15 protein-coding genes are annotated in these 17,953 nt (G+C 63.6%); 4 read left to right on the top strand and 11 right to left on the bottom strand.

The window, feature by feature from the left end; genetic code table 11:
* Positions 1 to 26: 26 nt before the first annotated feature.
* The 3 genes from IGW03_RS26715 to IGW03_RS26705 all read right to left on the bottom strand — a co-directional run bounded on the left by IGW03_RS26715 (position 27) and on the right by IGW03_RS26705 (position 1,574).
* The gene (locus IGW03_RS26715; protein WP_194725588.1) at positions 27 to 647 is read right to left on the bottom strand and encodes a class I SAM-dependent methyltransferase; all 621 of its coding nucleotides are present in this window, start codon (positions 645 to 647) and stop codon (positions 27 to 29) included.
* 220 nt (positions 648 to 867) lie between these two features.
* Positions 868 to 1,278: a DUF2721 domain-containing protein gene (locus tag IGW03_RS26710; protein WP_194725587.1), complete on the bottom strand. Its 411-nt coding sequence runs from the start codon at positions 1,276 to 1,278 to the stop codon at positions 868 to 870.
* A gap of 17 nt (positions 1,279 to 1,295) precedes the next feature.
* Positions 1,296 to 1,574: an HNH endonuclease gene (locus IGW03_RS26705; RefSeq protein ID WP_194725586.1), complete on the bottom strand. Its 279-nt coding sequence runs from the start codon at positions 1,572 to 1,574 to the stop codon at positions 1,296 to 1,298.
* A gap of 479 nt (positions 1,575 to 2,053) precedes the next feature.
* Here IGW03_RS26705 and IGW03_RS26700 point away from each other — a divergent pair, with 479 nt between their 5' ends.
* Both IGW03_RS26700 and IGW03_RS26695 read left to right on the top strand, forming a co-directional pair.
* Positions 2,054 to 3,196 (top strand): hypothetical protein, encoded by a 1,143-nt coding sequence (locus IGW03_RS26700; protein ID WP_194725585.1) that lies wholly within the window; start codon positions 2,054 to 2,056, stop codon positions 3,194 to 3,196.
* A 68-nt stretch (positions 3,197 to 3,264) separates the two neighbouring features.
* The gene (locus IGW03_RS26695; RefSeq protein ID WP_228536113.1) at positions 3,265 to 5,613 is read left to right on the top strand and encodes a S8 family serine peptidase; all 2,349 of its coding nucleotides are present in this window, start codon (positions 3,265 to 3,267) and stop codon (positions 5,611 to 5,613) included.
* 76 nt (positions 5,614 to 5,689) lie between these two features.
* Here the strand turns inward: IGW03_RS26695 and IGW03_RS26690 are convergent, their stop codons facing one another.
* Both IGW03_RS26690 and IGW03_RS26685 read right to left on the bottom strand, forming a co-directional pair.
* Entirely contained in the window at positions 5,690 to 6,760 is a 1,071-nt protein-coding gene (locus IGW03_RS26690; RefSeq protein ID WP_194725584.1) for a flavodoxin family protein, read from the bottom strand.
* An 81-nt stretch (positions 6,761 to 6,841) separates the two neighbouring features.
* Positions 6,842 to 7,159: a hypothetical protein gene (locus IGW03_RS26685; RefSeq protein ID WP_194725583.1), complete on the bottom strand. Its 318-nt coding sequence runs from the start codon at positions 7,157 to 7,159 to the stop codon at positions 6,842 to 6,844.
* 320 nt (positions 7,160 to 7,479) lie between these two features.
* On the opposite strand from IGW03_RS26685, the gene IGW03_RS26680 reads away from it, so the two are divergent.
* Entirely contained in the window at positions 7,480 to 9,489 is a 2,010-nt protein-coding gene (locus IGW03_RS26680) for a spermidine synthase (RefSeq protein ID WP_194725582.1), read from the top strand.
* Between the two features lie 9 nt (positions 9,490 to 9,498).
* Here IGW03_RS26680 and IGW03_RS26675 read toward each other — a convergent pair whose 3' ends face one another.
* On the bottom strand, positions 9,499 to 9,747 hold the full coding sequence (locus IGW03_RS26675; RefSeq protein WP_228536112.1) for a hypothetical protein: 249 nt from the start codon (positions 9,745 to 9,747) through the stop codon (positions 9,499 to 9,501).
* Positions 9,748 to 9,934: 187 nt separating this feature from the next.
* Here IGW03_RS26675 and IGW03_RS26670 point away from each other — a divergent pair, with 187 nt between their 5' ends.
* On the top strand, positions 9,935 to 11,326 hold the full coding sequence (locus IGW03_RS26670; RefSeq protein WP_194725581.1) for a polysaccharide deacetylase family protein: 1,392 nt from the start codon (positions 9,935 to 9,937) through the stop codon (positions 11,324 to 11,326).
* A gap of 211 nt (positions 11,327 to 11,537) precedes the next feature.
* Here IGW03_RS26670 and IGW03_RS26665 read toward each other — a convergent pair whose 3' ends face one another.
* From IGW03_RS26665 to IGW03_RS26645, 5 genes are all read right to left on the bottom strand, one after another.
* Positions 11,538 to 11,963 carry a GNAT family N-acetyltransferase gene (locus IGW03_RS26665; RefSeq protein ID WP_194725580.1) on the bottom strand — a complete coding sequence of 142 codons (426 nt, stop codon included), beginning with the start codon at positions 11,961 to 11,963 and terminating at the stop codon, positions 11,538 to 11,540.
* A 165-nt stretch (positions 11,964 to 12,128) separates the two neighbouring features.
* A complete protein-coding gene (locus IGW03_RS26660) occupies positions 12,129 to 12,365 on the bottom strand; it encodes an acyl carrier protein (protein WP_194725579.1) in 237 nt (78 codons plus the stop codon).
* Positions 12,362 to 13,348: an amidohydrolase family protein gene (locus IGW03_RS26655; RefSeq protein WP_194725578.1), complete on the bottom strand. Its 987-nt coding sequence runs from the start codon at positions 13,346 to 13,348 to the stop codon at positions 12,362 to 12,364. Before IGW03_RS26655 ends, IGW03_RS26660 begins: the two co-directional genes overlap by 4 nt.
* Positions 13,342 to 16,665: a class I adenylate-forming enzyme family protein gene (locus tag IGW03_RS26650; RefSeq protein WP_194725577.1), complete on the bottom strand. Its 3,324-nt coding sequence runs from the start codon at positions 16,663 to 16,665 to the stop codon at positions 13,342 to 13,344. Before IGW03_RS26650 ends, IGW03_RS26655 begins: the two co-directional genes overlap by 7 nt.
* 119 nt (positions 16,666 to 16,784) lie before the next feature.
* The gene (locus IGW03_RS26645; RefSeq protein WP_194725576.1) at positions 16,785 to 17,783 is read right to left on the bottom strand and encodes a 3-oxoacyl-[acyl-carrier-protein] synthase III C-terminal domain-containing protein; all 999 of its coding nucleotides are present in this window, start codon (positions 17,781 to 17,783) and stop codon (positions 16,785 to 16,787) included.
* Between the last annotated feature and the right edge of the window lie 170 nt (positions 17,784 to 17,953).

Raw genomic sequence — 17,953 nt, 5'->3', positions numbered from 1 at the left:
GCTCAATCAGCTGCATAAGCGGCCGCTCAGGTATTGCGTATCGTCACCAGCCTCGACAGGCCGAACAGGTTCACCTTCTTGACCGACTCGATCTTCCAGTCGTACTTGAGGATCTGCTCGTCGAAGCAGAAGCTGGAGCGAAAGCCGATGCGGTTGGCCAGCTTGTGCACCGCGCGTTCCATGAACCACCAGAAGCGGCTGCCGCTGAAGTGGTTGACGATGAGGATGGTGCCGTCCTTGCGGCAGACGCGGCGGATTTCAGCGACCAGCCGCTCCGGATGCGGCGTGACCGACAGCACGTAGGGAATGGCCACGCAGTCGAAGGAGTGATCGGGAAAATCCATCGCCTCGGCATTCATCGCGGCGAGATGGATGCTGCGCTCCGGCATCTTCGCAGCGCGGTCGCGCGCGATATTGAGCATCTCGTCGGAAATGTCGATGCCCACCACCGAAGCCGATGCCGGATAGCGGGCCAGCGTCAATCCGGTGCCGACGCCGACTTCAAGGATGGAAGCCGGCTTGATCGCGTTCACGGCCTCGGTCAGTGCGCGCCGGCCGGGTTCCAGCACCGCGCCGAACAGGCTGTCGTAGAGCGGTGCATAAAAACGGTAGGTACTGACTACGTTGTCGACGGAGATCGGATTCATAGGCCTGTGTGGAATGGGAAGTTGTCGGGACGGATTTTTATTCTGATCAAATCGATAAGACATTTGGAGAGCAGAAAGTTCATCCTTTCCATGTCGGCATGCAAAACCGTCTGCTATCCCCTCCAGGCAACAAAACAAACATGGGCTGCATGGCTTCCATGCGGCAATGCGTGCGTGTTCCTGTACATGCGCGTGAAACAGCGTCCGCCGAAACCGCTGGTTATTGCGACAGTTCGCGCTCGGCAAGCTTGCGCTTAATATCCTGCAATTCAATCTCGATTGCATTGGTGCTGATCAGAATCTCGTACAGGGAAAAGACCAGCGACACCACCAGCAGGAAAATGCTGATGCCGAAGATCACCTGGCCGGCATCGATCAGGTCGACGAACACGAGCAGCATGGCCAGTGCGCAAAAGATGAAGCTCAGCACGCCCATGGCCTGCATGCGGCGGATCAGCTGGATGCGCAGGCCCAGGTTGGAAATCTGGCGCACCACGACGTCGGTCAGGTTTTCCTGGTTCTGGCTGTGCAGGTGCCGGATCAGCTGGGTCAGGACGATGAAGCGGTTGGTGTAGGCAAGCAGGAGCAGGGAAATGGCGGGGAAAAGGAGGGCGGGCGTGGTGAGGTTCATGAGCGGTATGACGGGATTCAGCGTCGTTTGGATTTGTCGTGCGAATCGTAATACGCCGGATGCTTTTTTTGAACCCACTTGACGAATTTGCGGATCTCTTCGTTTTCCAGGAGACGCTCGGGCGTGTGGTAGTACTGGGCCAGCTCCCGCTCGCTGAATACCGAATGAATCTTGTTGTGGCAGATGCGATGCATCTTCACCGTCTCTCGGCCGCGGTAGGTGCGCGGCACCAGGTGGTGTTCGTTGACCGAGGGGCCGTCCAGCATTTCACGGCCGCAGAGAGGGCAGTTTTCCATTGCGTGTTCGCATCCTTTGGGCAAGGGTTTCATTGGGGGCATCGGCGCCTTGCCCATGTGCTTGTTGCCTGTGCTATCGAGGCGAAACCGCACTAGCACGTATCGCTTCCGTAGTGATTTCTTCTTGGTCCGCTAGTTCAAGACCCGTTGAGACCGCTCAAGTTGCACAAAACCGTCCTTGAAAACCCCGGGCGCGCCGATAAAGATGGTGGGGCAAGCGAGCCGCCACAGTCTGTGAATGCATCTTTGGTGCATGCACCTCATGAAGAATGAGCCGCGGCGAGAAGAACGATGTGGCATCGCTGTGCGAAAAGCCGCCGATGATCGGCGAACTTGTCAGCCGTGCAGAGCCCGTGTGGTGAGGGACTGTCGCACGGCTTTCCATTTAAACGTGCAAATGAATGCGTGACTGCCGCAGGACGAAACACGTCTGCAGGAAAGTGCGGCGAATTCATTCAAGATTTCTCAAGGAGTTTGACATGACGGATATTCAACAGGGCTTCAACAGCGGAGTCGCTGGACAGCAGCTCATGCCGCAAGGCTTTCTGGGCGGCTTGCTCGGCGGCCCGGTGGGCGGCCTGATCGGCAAGGGCATCGGCGGGCTGCTCGGCAATGCCTCGCTGGGATCGCAGATCGGCCAGATCGCAGGCGGCGTCGGCGGTTCGCTCCTGCCGTTCGGCGTCGATCCCGCGCAAGCCTATGCGCAGCAGCTGCAGCAGGCTCAGCAAGCGCAGCTCGCGCAGCAGCTGGCGCCGCAAGGATTCTTCGGCAATCTGCTGGGGCAGATCGGCCAACCGCTCGGGAGCGCCATCGGCGGTGCGCTGGGCAACCAGCAGCTCGGCGGCACGATAGGCGGGTTCGCCGGCCAGCTCGGCAAGATCCTGCCTTTCAGCGCGGATCCGGTAACGCAGGCGTATGCGCAGCAGCTGCAGCAAGCACAGCTTGCGCAGCAGCTGGCACCGCAAGGCTTCTTCGGCAATCTGCTGGGGCAAATCGGGCAGCCGCTGGGCAGCGCCATCGGGGGCGCATTCGGCAACCAGCAGCTGGGCGGCACGATAGGCGGACTGGCGGGCCAGCTCGGGAGGGTGCTGCCGTTCAGTGCGGACCCGGTCTCACAGGCGTATGCGCAGCAGGCCCAGCAGGCACAGCTCGCGCAGCAGCTGGCACCGCAGGGCTTCTTCGGCAACCTGCTGGGACAGATCGGGCAGCCTTTGGGCAGTGCCATCGGCGCGTTCGGCAACCAGCAACTGGGCGGCACGATAGGCGGACTGGCAGGGCAGCTGGGCAAGATCCTGCCCTTCAGTGCCGATCCCGTGCAGGCCTACGTGCAGCAGCTGCAGCAAGCGCAGCAAGCGCAGCAGGCGCAACTTGCGCAGCAGCTTGCGCCCCAGGGCTTCTTCGGCAACCTGCTGGGGCAGATCGGCCAGCCGCTGGGCGGTGCCATCGGCGGCGCGTTCGGTAACCAGCAGCTGGGCAGCACGATAGGCGGGCTGGCCGGCCAGCTCGGCAAGATCCTGCCGTTCGGCGCGGATGCCTATGGCCAGGCGCTGGGCGGCATGCCGGGCTATCAGGGCTTCCAGGCGCAGCAGGGAGGATACGCGGGGCAGCCGACCATTCACTAACAACGAAGCATGTGCACCTGCGCCCGGTATGCATGTACCGGGCGCAGGCTTACCGGAGGGCAGCGAGCATGGCATCGATATCCAATCAGCAGGGCAAGGGACCGCAGCAGGAACGCTACATCATCCGGGCGTCCGATCCGGCCAGACTGGCCGAATTTGTCGCAAGCGTCGCCGATGACCCGCACATCACGATACTCGACCTCATCGGGCCTGCGGGAATGCAGCACACCGCCGTGGCCTCCATGCCGCGCGAAGCGGCGCGGCTGCTCGAAGAGCGGTTCCGCGCCTCCAGGCAACTCATGATCGAGCCCGACCGTCCCCTGTCGCTGTTCGCGGACGGTCCGGCTTCTCAAGGAAAGGCAATGCCAAAAACAACCGATATCAATCAGCCCGGCGCATCCGGGACATCCAGTTCATCAGGCACATCCGGTACATCCGGCGCACAGGACGGCGCGGCGGGCAAACCCGCTGACGCCCAGGCCCGCCACGGCGGACGGCACATCGCGGAACGCCGCGGCCAGTTTCTGATTACCGCGCGCCGCCTGCCCGGCCTCATGCCGATGGGCCTGATGCCGCTGCAGTTTTCGCAGATCGAACAGACGCTGCGCGCCAATCCCGACATCGAGGTTGTCGATACCGTCGGCCCCAAAATTATCGTCGGCATGATGGGCGACGGCATGGGCGACGTGCCGGGCGTGCTGGTGGCGCGCATGACGCACCAGAAGGCCGGCATGCTGCACCAGCAGGCGCAGGGACGGCTGGTGGTCGAGCACGACCAGCCGCTGGTGCTGCACGACGTGGCCTACCAGCCGCCGGCGCTGGTGAACGGCGCCTTCCCCGCGGCCGGGCCGGTGCTGGCCGCCCTGTTCGTGGTGCTGGGCAAGGACAACGCGCCGGTGCAGGATGCCGAGGTCTACCTGTTCGGCAGCATGCTGCCGGTCAGCGGCCTGACCAACGAGCGCGGCGAAGTCACGCTGTCGATGTACGGGGAAACGCCGCAAACCATCCGCGCCCTCTACGTCAAGCCGAAATCCGACTACTGGACCTTCTACCAGGCGCAGCCCGACATCACGCCCGACGAAGCCAATCTCGTCGGCCTGAGGCCGCTGTCGGACTGGCCGCCGCTGACCAACTTCCCGCAGCAGCAGGTGATGGGCTGGGGGCAGAAGGCGATGCGGCTGGACCAGCTGCCGGGCAATTACCGCGGGCAGGGCATCAAGATCGCGATCATCGATTCCGGCGCCGCGACCACCCACGACGACCTGAAGAAGATCCGCTTCGGCGTGGACGTGATCAACAAGGCGACCAACCCCAACGGCTGGACCGACGATACCGTCATGCACGGCTCGCATTGCGCCGGCATCATCGCCGGCGCCGACAATGCCTTCGGCGTGCGCGGCTTCGCGCCGGATGCGGAAATCCATGTCTGCAAGCTCTTCCCCGGCGGGCAGGTCAGCCAGCTGATCGATGCGCTCGAATACTGCATCGAAAAGCAGATCGACGTGGTCAACCTCAGCCTCGGCGGAGCGGAGCCGTCGGAGGCGCTGGAGCAGCAGATCATCCGCGCCAAAAATGCAGGCATTGCCTGCATCGTCGCCGCCGGCAACTCGGGCGGAAGGGTGCAGTATCCGGGGTCCTCGCCCAATGTGCTGGCGGTGTCGGCGATCGGTCATCTCAATGAATTCCCGCCCGACAGCTACCACGCCCAGGCAGTCACGCCCATGATCGACGCCAACGGCTACTTCTTTGCGCGCTTTTCCTGCTTCGGTCCCGAGATCGGCGTCTGCGGCCCGGGCGTGGCGATCACCTCGTCGGTGCCGGCCAACAATTTCGCCGCATGGGACGGCACCTCGATGGCAACGCCGCACATCACCGGGCTGGCGGCGCTGGTGCTGGCGCATCATCCCGACTTCCAGGCGGCCTACAAGGCGCGCGGGCCGGAGCGGGTGGAGCGGCTGTTCCAGATCATCAAGGCCAGCGCGCGGCCGATCAACCTTGGCGATACCAGCCGCACAGGCTTCGGCCTGCCGGACGTGCTGACGGCGATCGGTATCCAGCCTGGAGCCGGCGCGGCGGCGGGGGCAGGCATCGCTGCCAGCGTTGCCGGCATCGCCGGCATGGGTGCGCAGCCGGCTGCGGCTTCCGTGGGCATGGGGCCGCAGCAGGCCGGCTTCTTCCCGCTCGGTGCGGTGTACGCGGATCCGGCGCAGCTGGCCCAGCTTGCGCAGTTATCCCAACTGGCGCAGATGTCCCGGCCTTCCGCCGCGCCTTGGGTGCAGCAGGGCCAGGGCGGCAGGCTGGGCGTGATGGCTTCCGATCCGTTCGGTATGGTCTTCGGCCGCCAGGGCATGGGTGCAGGCAGCATGATGCCCTTCCAGATGCCGCCGGGTGGCGTGATGTCGGGTCAGGGCTGGTAGGAAGGGGAGGAGAGCGCCGGCAGCGCAGGCAGAGCCTGTGCTGCCGCCTTCTTGCGGGTACCTTGGTTCGAAGGACTCACTTCGCGCGCGGATGCTGCAGCCGGGCATCCGGCACCGACAGCCTGCCGCCGCGCAGATCGGCGACCGCCTGCGCGACGGCGCGGGCCACGTTGCGCACTTCTTCCTGCACCGCGGTGTCCTGGTCCAGTGTTTCGTGGCTCTGCGCATAGGATTCGTAATAGCCGATATAGCGGTCCAGCCGCGCCTTCATGCCGGCATCGATCAGGCCCATCCAGTCCAGCCAGTCGGACAGGTTGCGCCGCACGCTTTCGATGCCGGCCACATCGCCGTGCACCGCCAGCCCGTAGACGCGGCCGGCCAGATGCTTGGGATAGGGCCAGCCTTCGTTTTCCATGGCCTTGGCCTTTTCCGCATTCTTGCCCGAGGTGCTGGTCGGGTCCGGGTTGCCGCCGTCGGCGCAGACCAGGCGGTCCATCATCAGCTTGAGCACGCTCGGCGCCTGGTACCAGTAGACCGGCGTGAGAATGATGATGCCGTGGGCCGAGACCCATTTCTCGTAGATCTCGTTCATCCAGTCGTTGGTCTGGCGTTCGCCGTGGTTGGGATAGCAGCTGCAGGGCCAGTGGCACAGCGGCATCGCGGTCGAGGCGCAGCCCTTGCAGGGATGGATATGGCGGTCGTAGTCGGAAATCAGCAGGCTCAGGTCGAGCAGGTCCACCTCGATATCCTGCCCTTCCAGCACTTCCCGCGCCAGCCCGGTGAGGCGGAAGGTCTTGGACATTTCTCCGGGGCACGAGCCGTCGTTGCGGGCGGACGCGCAGATGAGCAGCACCCGCGAGCAGGTGGCCGGATCCTTCTGCTTCGCTTCCGCGATCAGCAGCCTTTCATGCGCCTGGCGCCATTCGACCGACAGATCGTAGTCGGGATCGGCGAAGCCGGGCCCGGCCTTCGAGGTGACCGGCGCCTTGCGGCTGCCATGGTAGTTTTCCCAGGCGATCTGTTCGATCTGGTCGAGCGCCTGTGCCGCCTCGTTGAAACTCGGGTCCATGAAGGAATTGCGGAAACGGATGCGAAACTCTTCGCGCGTCAGCTTGGCGGGCGCCTGCCCGGTACGAGGCTTGGTCATGGGGATTCGTAAGCGGGTTGATCGGTCGGCCACGGTTTGGTCCGTGCCGGAATGGCGGCGCCGGAAAATTGCTGCAAGGCTTCAATGCCCCCGCCGGACGTGACGCCGCGCCGGCTGACGGCGGACCACATGCACCCGCTGCGCTTCGCCGCCCATCCACAGCCACTGGGGGTCGGCGCCGCCGCGGTTGAGGCACCATGCATGCCAGCGGTAACTTGCGTAAAAGCCCAGCGTGATCGCCACACCCGCCAGCAGGATGAAGGCAGTGGTCCATGCCAGCACGGGTACCAGCGGAAGGCCGGGAACGGTCTGGCTCGCCAGAACCATGATCATGGCCGCGAGGGCCGATGCGCCTGCCAGGAGGCGCGCAAAAAATCCGAAGCGGGGCTTGCGGTTCATTCTTGCTCCTTCGTTGCTCCGTGAATGCGGCTTCCGATTCGGTGCCGAAAACCGCGCAGTGTACGGTTTGAGACGTGGCCTGCGGCAATGGTTCATTCCGGCGGTTGAGCAAATGCAAGAAGGCAAACTTGCGCCGCCGGACGAAGTCTCAGAGGGTGATGGATCCTGCCCGAAAATAGGATGGGCCGGATCCCCTCACTCCGGCCCTCTCCCAGAGGCAGAGGGTGAGACCAGCGCCCCGAAAAATGAACCATTTCCCGGGGCGAATCAATAGAACGCAGGCTTTACCCGCGACAATAATCCACCGCCCCGGAAGGCTAATGACGACTTTCCTGTTCGCCGGCACCATCTTTTGCAGTGCCTTCCTGCTGTTCCTGGTCCAGCCGCTGATCTCCAAGCAGATCCTGCCGTGGTTCGGTGGCTCGGCGGCGGTGTGGGCTACCTGCATGGTGTTCTTCCAGGTCGTGCTGCTCGGCGGCTATGCCTATGCCGACTGGCTGGCGCGCCATCTGGCGCCGCGCCGGCAAGCCATGGTGCATGGTGCCTTGCTGGCGTCGAGCCTGCTGTTTCTACCCATCGCCGCCGATCCGGCATGGAAGCCCGTGTCCGCGCAAGACCCCGCGCTGCGCATCCTGCTGCTGCTCGGCGCGACCATAGGCCTGCCGTATTTTCTGCTGTCCACCACCGGGCCCCTGGTGCAGGCGTGGATCGCGCGCACCCTGCCGGACGCCAGGGTCTACCGCTTCTATGCACTGTCGAATTTCGCCTCGCTGCTGGCGCTGGTGTCGTATCCTTTCCTGATCGAGCCGTCGGCAGCGCTTTTGCTGCAGGCCAAGCTGTGGTCGGTGCTGTACCTGCTGTTCGTGCTGCTGTGCGCGGCTGCGGCATTGCGCTTCGCACGCGGCGCTGCCGCCGTAGTGCGCGTTTCAGACGCCGACGGCGATACGCCACCGCGCCTGCGCGACTACCTGACCTGGCTCGCACTCTCTGCGATGGGTTCATGGACGCTGCTCGCGGTCACCAGCCACATCACGCAGAACATTGCGCCCGTACCTTTTCTCTGGCTGCTTCCGCTCACGCTCTACCTGCTGAGCTTTATCCTCTGTTTCGAAAGCGACCGCTGGTATAGCAGGCCGCTCTATCTCGCGCCCGCTGCGGTGGTGATCGCCTTCTGCGCCTACGCCCTGCAGCATGCCACGCTCGGGCTCAATCTCAAGGTGGCGGTGCCGCTGTATGCGCTGGGCCTGTTCCTCATTTGCATGCTGCTGCACGGCGAACTGGCGCAGATGCGGCCGAAGGGCCGCTATCTCACGCGCTTCTACCTGATGCTGTCGCTGGGCGGTGCCCTGGGCGGCATCGTCGTCAGCCTCGTTGCGCCGCGCGTGCTGCCGGCCTACTTCGAACTCGGCATCGGCTTCGTGATCGTCGCCTGCCTCGCCGCCTGGGTGTTTCGCCGCAGGCCGCTGCAGGCGGCGGCGATGCTGCTGCTGGCTGCGGCCTGCGGCTATTTCGTGCATGCGCAGATCAATCTCTACCGCAAGGACATGCAGGTACTGGTGCGCAATTTCTACGGCAGCCTGCGCGTGGCCGATACCCGGCTGGGCGATCCGCGCAACCATGTGCGCGGCCTTTATCACGGCGTGATACGGCACGGCGAACAATTCCTCGATCCGCAGCGCAGGCGCGAGCCGACCAGCTACTACGGCCGCGAATCGGGGATCGGGCTGGCCATCCTGAATGCAGGCGACGGCCCGCGCCGGGTCGGCCTGGTGGGCATGGGCGCCGGCACCCTCGCTGCCTACGGACGTGAAGGGGACATCTACCGCTTCTATGAAATCAATCCGCAGGTCATCGATATTGCAATGCGCGACTTCAGCTTTTTGCGCGACAGTCCGGCGCGCATCGAAACGGTGCTTGCCGATGCGCGGCTGGCACTGGAAAAGGAAGCGCCGCAGCAGTTCGACGTGCTGGCGGTCGACGCCTTCTCGGGCGACGCCATTCCGGTGCATCTGCTGACGCGGGAAGCAATGGCGATCTACCGGCGCCACCTGCGGCCCGGCGGCGTCATTGCCTTTCATGTCACCAACCGCTATCTTCAGCTGGCGCCGGTGGTGCGCCAGCTGGCCGACGAGCAGGGCCTGGCCTCGCTGCTGATCCGGGACGACGGCATGCGCAGCACGCGGCACAAGACCGACTGGGTGCTGGTGGCGCAGGATCGCGTTGCATTGCAAAAGCCGGCGCTCGCCATGTCAGGCAAGCCGATTGCACCCCTTCCGGGCCTGCGCCCCTGGACCGACGACTTCAACAACCTGTTCCAGGTATTGAAGTAGACATCACCCTCAGCTTCCCGGTTTGCCGGCAATGATGCATTGCGCATCCTTGTACGGACCGTCGGCTTTCGTCCAGCCGCCGCCCGGCGGTGTCTGCATGCAGATCAGCGTGCCGTCACTCTTGCTGCGCCACTTGTACCATGCAGCCGGCGCGGACCAGGCCATGCCCGCGTTCAGAAAAGCGAGGGCGAGCAGGGGGACGATTGCGGATTTGAGCTTCATCATGCGCTCACGGGAAAAGCTTGATGCAAGTCGCATGGCGCCCCTGCGCGGTGTAATTCCCATGCGTTGCCGCAAGTGAATAAACGATATAAATCATAAGTCGCGGACTCTTTCCTCTGCATCATGTAGTTCATAAACGCTGGAGAGCATGGCTCCCGGCGTATTTGAACATACAGGGGGAAAGATGATTCGCGCAAGTGTTGTGCCGGCAGTGGTATTGGGTATGAGTCTGGGTCTGGCAGGTTGCGGCGGGGGCGGCGGCGACAGCATTCCGAACCTGGCATCGAGTTCCGGCGGCAGCGTCAACTCCAGCGCGGGCTCCGGCGGCGCCAATGCCAACACCGGCAGCAGTGCGCAGACAGGCAATGCGGATACAGGGAGCAAGCCGGGTACGGCTAAGCCTGCCGGAGGCGGGCAGGGTGGTGCGGAAAACACCGGCAGCACCGAAAACACAGGCAGCACAGGCAGCACAGGCAGCACCGGAAACACCGGAAACACCGGAAACACCGGAAACACCGGAAATACCGGAAACACCGGAAATACCGGGAGCACGGGCAATACTGATAGTGCCGGCGGCAGTGGAAGCGCTGGAGGTACCGGAAGCACGGGCAATACGGGCAATACAGGCGGCTCAAGCACACCTGACACAACCTGCGTCGACATCAGCCGCTGCCTGAATCTCTCCTCGGTCAACGTGGCGCGTTACAAGGACAACAAGCGGGCTGCCGCTTCCTACACCTTCGACGATGGCTACGCCACCAGCCCGGCCATTGCCACGCTGTTCGAACGCGCCGGCTTGCGGGCAACGTTCTATATCGTCCCGGGACTGGTGGCGAACACCGACTGGACGATCTGGCAGGACCTGTCGCGCCGCGGACATGAAATCGCCAATCATTCCATGACCCATCCCGATTTCGTCGCCACGCCGATGACGGACCAGATGCTCGACACCGAAATCGTGCAGTCGCAGCGCTTGATCGAGCAGAAAGTGGGCGTTCGTCCTCTAACCTTCGCCTTCCCCTATCACCTGTCGACGCCGCGCGCGATGGCCCTCGCGCAGCAAAGCCACATGGCGGTGCGCATGATGGATAACGGCGAGCCCGGTTATCGCTTTGCCTTCTTCGACACGGATCACGGCACCGATCTCGCCGGCACGCTGAGCACGGTGAACCGCCAGCTCGATGAAGCGGTGCAGGGTAACGGCTGGTTCGTCGCCGGAGGACACGGCATCGACGGCGACGGCTGGAGTCCGGTGACCACCGACTTCCTGCAGAAGCATCTTGCCTATGCGGGTACGTATGCATCTTCGCTGTGGATCGATACTTTCGCCAATGTGTCGCGCTACCGCCTGTGCCGCGACACGGTCAAGCCTGACGTGCAGGCCCTGTCCGCGAACAAGGCCAGCGTGAAGCTCGGCGGCGCCTACAATGCGGCGACCTGCACTGCGCCGATGACGGTGACGCTGCCGGTGACGGCGATGAAGGAAGGTTGCAAGCTGCGGGCGCGGGGTGCGGATGGCAGTGAATTGCCGGTGGTGATTCAGGGGGGTGTTGCGTATTTCAATGCCAAGCCGGGAGAGACGGTGTCGGTGGAACTGGTGGCGGCGGGGAAGTAAGGTTGGATTGGCGATATGGGCTGCTTTAAAGCGGCGAGGTGGAGGGTTGGGGTGGGGATGGGTTGCAGCCATGTCACTGAAACCCATCCCCCACCCAACCTCTCCCTTGAAAGGGGAGGGGTTTTCTTTAGGCGTTCGGCTTCGGCTCATCTCGCGGCTTCCAGCTAGCCGCTCGCAAGCGGTGTGGGCGATCCATTCCACCCTGCCCCCTCTACAACACCACCCTGAAGTGGTAACACGTAATATCCATCCTGTTGCGCAGATAGAAGCGATGCGCACCATGCCGCTGCACGCCCGAATCGAGATGCAGCTCCGTGCATCCCAGCGACCTCCCATGCCCCGCAACCCAGTCCATCAACGCTTCGCCATGGCCGAACGAACGCGCATTCTCGTCCGAAACCAGATCGTCGATGTACACGTAATGCCCCCACGCCAGAGAATGCGTCACGCGGAAACCCGCCACCGCGCGCACCGCATTGCCGTCGTGCACGTAAGCCAGGCGATAGCCGGACTCCTGCGTCTGGCGCCGGATCAGCGCGACATAGTCGTCCCGCTTGAGATGGGTGCGCAGCTGCACCATGACGCCGAACGTCGAGGCAATCTCGTCATCGGTGTCGGCCAGTCGGATGTCATGCATGGTCAATCCTTGAGCAGGTGAAAGAATCTGGATGATGCATCATTATTGATTCGGTCCGAAAAGTGTTTCATTTTTCGGATCGCTGATCTCACCCTCTCCCTCTGGGAGAGGGCTGGGGTGAGGGATTCCGGCCCAATATGTTTTCACGCCGGATCCACAACAGCCTCACTGCCCGAGCGGTGCAAGCAAGTCGCCGACCGTGCGCAGCTGCCCGACCGTTTCGATGTTGAACGCCGGGCGTCCCAGAGCCTGCTCGACATCGAGCACCATCATGATGAACGCAAGCGAATCGATGCCGAGATCGTTCAGGCTGTCTGCAGGCTGCAGCGTGCCGGCGGGCCGCTGTGCGGCGCGCGCCACGATGTCAAGAATGATGTTCTGCTGTTCCGAGCTGGCGGTCATGTTAAAACTCCTTCTCTGTCTTCCGTTTCAGTTGAGGGAACGCCCGCAGCCAGGCTGCCGCGCGTCGGTTCGCGCAGGATCTGCGCGGCGTTGTCGTAAAAAATCCATCCCAGTTCCTCGTCGCTCAGAATGCCGCGGCGGGCGCAGTCGATGAAGGCATCCACCCATTGCTTCTGGCCGCCGAGGATGCGGTGAATCGGCCAGTCGGTGCCGAACAGCAGCTTGCGCAGCAGGCCGCTGCGCTTGTGTTCCAGCAGGATCGCGTCGAGGTCGCCGCGCCGCCATTCGGGCTGGAATCCCGACAGGTCCATGTAGACATTGGGCCGGTAGGCCGCCAGCATGCCGGCTTCCCGGCGCCAGACGACGCCCGCATGGCCGAGGATGAAATTCACCTTCGGAAAATGAAAGGCGGCATCCTCGATATCATCTGGACGGGTGAACTTGAACGAGAGCGTCGGCGAGGTCGGACCGATATGCGACAGCACGGGAACGCCGTATTGTTCACAGAGCCCGTAGAACGGGTAGAGCTCTTTCGCATCCGGCGAATAACCGCAGGGCGGATAAATCTTCAATCCGCGGAAATCCCAGTCGCGCAATGCCTGTTCCACCAGTTCCAGCCCTGCCTGTCCTCGGCGCGGATCGATGCCCGCAAACACGATGAAGCGGCCCGGGTGCCGCAGCATCAGCTCGCGGTGCATCGCATAGACCTCCCGCAGCAGGTCGGGCTGGTCGGGATAGGCAAAGGCGAAATCGACGATCAGCAGCACTGTCTTGGCAATGCCGGCGCGGTCCATTTCCGCAATCAGCTTGTCGCAGTTCGGGTCCTGGTTCAGCCGGCGGAACATCGCATTGAGCGCATTGCGCTGCTCCGGCGCCGCGTCCGGCGGCAGCAGGCGTTCGAGATTGTCCACCCAGCCGTCGAAGAAGCGCACCGGCAGGACGTCTTCGGTGGCTGCATGCGCATGGCTGTCGATGATCAGCATGCGACCGCCTCGCCGGCCTCGGCACGCAGGGCGAGCGCCAGCATTTCCCGGTGCGCGGCCTTGCCCGAGGGCGTACGCGGCACGCGTTCGATGAAGACGATGCGGTCCGGCATGTAGCGCGGCGTCAGCCGCTGATGCACGATGGCTTCGATCTGCGAACGCGCCATGGGCTGGCCGTCGGCGGTGACGATGAAGGTCCAGGCGACATCCGGCTTGCCCGGCCGGCACTGCACGAGGCTGGCACAGTCGACCACGCCGGGTGCATCGAACAAGCAGCGGTCGAGATCGTCCAGGTACACCTTTTCGCCGCCGCGGATCACCATGTTTTTCTTGCGGCCGGTGACGTAGATATAGCCATCGGCATCGACGTGCCCGATATCGCCGCTGAGGAACCAGCCTTCGTCATGGAAGGTTTTCGCGAAGCGGCCCTCATGGTCGCGGAAATAATGCTTGCGGATCACGGACGGCCCGCGCATCGCCAGTTCCCCGGTGGTATTGGGCGGCAGCTGCCTGCCGTGTTCATCCATGATGCAGACCTCGATGCCGGCGGGCTTGCCCACCGAGCCGGCGCGGATTGCGGCGCGCGGCGAGATCGCGGCGAAGCAGACGGTTTCGGTAAGACCGTAGCAGGGAACGATCGCATGGCCGAAGAGGTCGCCATAGGCAATGCGCGTGCTCTCCTTCAGCGGCGCCGCGCCGGCGACCGCGAACTGCAGGCTGGGCACGTCGCGCCAGGCACGCAGCGCGCAGCATGCCTCGAACACCACCGGCGCGGCGCTGTACGACTGCACGCCATGGCGGCGGAAGGTGTCGACCATGGATTTCATCTTCTGCAGATCGAAGGAGTCGACCAGCACGGTGCGTCCGCCCAGCAGCAGCGCGGGCAGCAGGTCGCTGATCAGCGTGAAGGTATGGAAGCGCGGCAGCAGGCTTCCCGCTACCCATCCCGGCTGGTAGCCGAGAGCGCCGATCGCATGCCGCACATTGGCCGCGATGTCGCGCCAGCCGAGCCGCACGCCTTTCGGTTCGCCCGTCGTTCCCGAGGTATAGATCAGCAGTCCGGCCTGTTCGTCGGCGGCGCTGCCGACATCGGCAAGGGCCGCCGCAACGGCGCTGGCTTCGGCCATGCGGGCGGGCTCGAATAGTTCGCTCCAGCGCAGGCATGCCGTGCCTTTCAGCGCCTCGGCGTTCAGGCCGTCGGGCAGGGCGGCGTCATTGTCCAGGATCAGCAGGTCGGGGCGCGCATGGCGCAGCTGTCCTTCCAGCATGCTCGCCGACAGGCCGGGGTTCATCGGGTGAATGGTGATGCCGTTGGCCAGACCCGCGATGATCGCAACCGCCTGATGCAGCGGCCGCTGCGACCACAGGCTGACGCAGGCGCCGGGCGCGAGCCGATGATGCGCCAGCGCATCGCGCAGCGCGAGCGTCTTCGATACCAGGTCGCGGTAGGACATCTGCTCGTCAGCCATGCCGTGCCTCGCCTCGATCAGCGCGGTCTGCTCGACCTGGGCATGCCGGCAGAGAATGCGGAACAGTTCCGACAGCGGGCGCCCGGTTTCCTGCCGTGCGCACACCGCCGAGAAATACTCGCGGAACCACTCCTTGCCGAATGCGGAGACGGGCACAGCGCGCTGGCTCTTCAGCTGATAGTCGGCAAAGGCCTGGCACGCGGCGCGCACGTAGGCGGAGTAGGTCAGGGCCAGGAACAGCTCGTCGTCCGTGTATGCATGGCCGCTCTGGCGGAACAGGCGCAGGTCGACCAGGCCGGGATGGATCCGGCCGTCCATCAGGATGGGTTCCGGGCAGCGGATGGTATTGCGCACCTGCGCATGCACATGGCCCGCATGATGCTGGTCCGACCAGACCGCCGTGTCCGGCATGCGCGGCGGCAGATAGAAATGCCGGTCGTCGGGCACGCTGGCGCGCGGGCAGTGTCCCGGCGTGTAATGCCAGCTGTTGAACTGCATGCGGCCCGAGCAGGCATACAGCATCTTGACCAGCATGTCCGGCTGGTGCCGCAGGCGCGCCAGCAGGGCCTTGCTGGGAAACACCGCGCAATAATGTTCGCCCGGCGCCCAGTCGCAGATCTCCTGCCATGACTGCGCCGCGAAGGCCTGCTGCCAGCGCAGCATGTCGCGAAAGCCGCGGGTCAGGCCGACGTCGCTGCCGGTCGCTTCAATGGCGCTGTCCACGATGGCCTGCAGCAGCCGTTCGAAGGCATGCATGCCTGTGTCGTCGGAGGCAAAGCCGTCGGCCGCCATGCGCGTGATGCAGGCCTCGAACAGCTGGTCCAGGCTGCCATGATCATCCGCATCGATGCCGCAAGACGCCGACAGATAGCGGCGCAGATCAGCAGGTATCGTTCTTACATCGGCACGCAGGGCGCGGCGCTCCACCAGCCGCTCTTCCTTGTAGAAGGTCAGGCCGTTGACCCAGCGGTAGGTGAGCAGTTCGCCTGCCGCCTCGCCGCGGTAACGTGCCAGCAGGCGCGCCTTGCCCGCAATCGATGCCGGCGTCTCATTGGCGAGCCAGGGCGCACGTTCGCGGTAGTCGCGCAGGCGCTGGCCGAGGTAAGCATCCAGCGTAGTCGGGCTCAGCTGGCGGGCATTGAATTCCTCGCCCCGGCAGCCGGCAACGCGCAGCCAGTAGAGGCAGAACACCATGATGCGTTCTTCCTCGGCCCACGCCTGCAGCTGCATGCGCGGAACCCGGTTGAAGAAGCAGTGCGGCAGGTCCGCGCCGTTGCGCGCCTGCAGGTTGTTGTACTTGCCGACGTTGGTGATGGTCTTGTCGCCGATGTAGAGCAGCACCGGGTCGGTGTGGTCCACGGCTTCGTGCACTTCGTACAGGCAGGCGCGCAGTGATGCGTCATCCTGCGCTGCAAAGAAGGCGTCCATTTCCGCATGCCTGCCGCGCAGCGCCTGCTGCAATTCCGCGGTGCGCGCGGTGATTGCCGAATCCAGTTCCTGCGGCACATGGACGAATCCGATCAGGCGGCATTCCGAATCGGAAGGTGCTGCATCGCTCAGCCAGAGACGGCCATAGCTCCATACGCCGAGAGCGTAGGGCTTGCCGTTCCCTTTGCCAGCGGAGTCTCTAGGATTGTGCAAGGGCAGTTGGGGCGCGACGTCGAGCAGCGCGGCCTGATGCGGCGTAAGCGATTCCAGCCCGAGCGGCAGGTCCACGCGGCGGCCAAGCGTCACGATATCCTCGACAGCTTCGCGCAGGCTGACACCGCGCCGGAGCCGAGCGACGATATCGTCGAGAATGAACTGGAATCCCGCTTTGGGCAAAGCGTGCCCTGGTGTGGAATGCATGGTCGGTCCTTTCAAGTCTTCTCGTTGAATGCGTTTAGTGCGTTGATTTCTTTAGTGGCGTTGATTCATGCTGGACGCGCAGCCAGTGCCGTCAACATTCCGCTTTGCGGGTACATGATTCAATTCGCCTGTGCGGCACCGCTTGCCGGCTGGCGCTTCCGCAGAATCAGCGCGGAGTAGTAGGTGCTCCCATGGCCGATCAGCAGGAAGTGCGCACCGGCCGCCGGCGCATTCTTTTCGCAAAAGTCATGCAGATTGATGAAGCCGTCGGCGCTCCATACATGCCCGAAATGCAAGGCGTTTTCGATATGGAAGTCCGTCTTCGTGAAGCCGTACAGGCGCAGCAGGGCGGCCATCATCATGACGTTCATGTTGTTCAGCAAGACGCAGTTGATCTGCTCGCGCGTGATGCCAGCATGTTCGATCGCACGCTTGATGACGCGCAGGCTCGCCGCCGTGCTCGTTGCTATTTCTTGCTGCATGGTGAAGTTGTCGCCCTCGGTGTAGGAAACGACCTGGTCCATCGCCAGCAGGTCGAATTCGGCAGTCCCGGTATCGCTGGTGACGACGAAGCTCACCGCGCCGTCTCCGAAGACGTTTTCCGGTGTATCGCCCGGCGCCGTTCCGGCAAGCCGTCTGCCGTCGTCGCGCATCAGATTCGTTTCCATCACCAGCACATTGCGATAACCGTCGACGACCACCATGTTGCGCGCGACCCTGAGCGCACTCGTCACATTGGCGCATCCGGCCAGCGTCACGCCGATCACAGGAATATGGTTCATGCCGAGGCGCACCAGGATGGCGCGGGTCAGCTGTTCGGGATAAGCGGTCCATTCGCGCAGCTCGGAGAAACCGATGACGACGGCATCGATATCGCCGGCCTGCATCCCGCACTTGAGCAGCGTTGCCTGCGCCGATTGCGCGGCCTGCTCCGGCAGCGAAATGTCGGACCGGGAAAAATTTCTGAAGTATGCAGCTTTGAAGCGAGCAAGCAGCTCGGCGTCGTTTGCCAGGCAGGACAGTTCCTCGATCGGTACGCTTTTTCCCACGTAGTAGGCGATGCCCTTCAGGCCGATGGCAAGGCTGCCTGAGCTCGCGTTGCGCTCTGTATCCTGCATTGCTTCTCCGTCTTGTCATGGCTGCACATGAAAGGCATTGAACTTAAGGAATCTCTGCAAAAGTCGTCCGTTTTATTGTGTCATGCGTTAAGCAGGTAGGCTTGAAACGGAAGAGGGAAATCTGACGATGAAACAACAAACGCTGGCACAAGGCAGCTTCGAGCTGTACC

The sequence above is a fragment of the Noviherbaspirillum malthae genome, assembly GCF_015352985.1.
GTDB classification, from domain to species: Bacteria; Pseudomonadota; Gammaproteobacteria; order Burkholderiales; family Burkholderiaceae_D; genus Noviherbaspirillum; species Noviherbaspirillum malthae.
Note: the sequence above shows the minus strand (reverse complement) of the source record. Positions and strands in the feature narration are given on the sequence as shown.

What these genes read in the sequence shown, in the direction of transcription:
- IGW03_RS26675 (WP_228536112.1), bottom strand. Translation starts at nt 9,747, where the DNA reads ATGCGACTTGCATCAAGCTTTTCCCGTGAGCGCATGATGAAGCTCAAA.
- IGW03_RS26660 (WP_194725579.1), bottom strand. Translation starts at nt 12,365, where the DNA reads ATGACCGCCAGCTCGGAACAGCAGAACATCATTCTTGACATCGTGGCG.
- IGW03_RS26665 (WP_194725580.1), bottom strand. Translation starts at nt 11,963, where the DNA reads ATGCATGACATCCGACTGGCCGACACCGATGACGAGATTGCCTCGACG.
- IGW03_RS26650 (WP_194725577.1), bottom strand. Translation starts at nt 16,665, where the DNA reads ATGCATTCCACACCAGGGCACGCTTTGCCCAAAGCGGGATTCCAGTTC.
- IGW03_RS26695 (WP_228536113.1), top strand. Translation starts at nt 3,265, where the DNA reads ATGGCATCGATATCCAATCAGCAGGGCAAGGGACCGCAGCAGGAACGC.
- IGW03_RS26655 (WP_194725578.1), bottom strand. Translation starts at nt 13,348, where the DNA reads ATGCTGATCATCGACAGCCATGCGCATGCAGCCACCGAAGACGTCCTG.
- IGW03_RS26710 (WP_194725587.1), bottom strand. Translation starts at nt 1,278, where the DNA reads ATGAACCTCACCACGCCCGCCCTCCTTTTCCCCGCCATTTCCCTGCTC.
- IGW03_RS26705 (WP_194725586.1), bottom strand. Translation starts at nt 1,574, where the DNA reads ATGGAAAACTGCCCTCTCTGCGGCCGTGAAATGCTGGACGGCCCCTCG.
- IGW03_RS26715 (WP_194725588.1), bottom strand. Translation starts at nt 647, where the DNA reads ATGAATCCGATCTCCGTCGACAACGTAGTCAGTACCTACCGTTTTTAT.
- IGW03_RS26670 (WP_194725581.1), top strand. Translation starts at nt 9,935, where the DNA reads ATGAGTCTGGGTCTGGCAGGTTGCGGCGGGGGCGGCGGCGACAGCATT.
- IGW03_RS26685 (WP_194725583.1), bottom strand. Translation starts at nt 7,159, where the DNA reads ATGAACCGCAAGCCCCGCTTCGGATTTTTTGCGCGCCTCCTGGCAGGC.
- IGW03_RS26700 (WP_194725585.1), top strand. Translation starts at nt 2,054, where the DNA reads ATGACGGATATTCAACAGGGCTTCAACAGCGGAGTCGCTGGACAGCAG.
- IGW03_RS26680 (WP_194725582.1), top strand. Translation starts at nt 7,480, where the DNA reads ATGACGACTTTCCTGTTCGCCGGCACCATCTTTTGCAGTGCCTTCCTG.
- IGW03_RS26645 (WP_194725576.1), bottom strand. Translation starts at nt 17,783, where the DNA reads ATGCAGGATACAGAGCGCAACGCGAGCTCAGGCAGCCTTGCCATCGGC.
- IGW03_RS26690 (WP_194725584.1), bottom strand. Translation starts at nt 6,760, where the DNA reads ATGACCAAGCCTCGTACCGGGCAGGCGCCCGCCAAGCTGACGCGCGAA.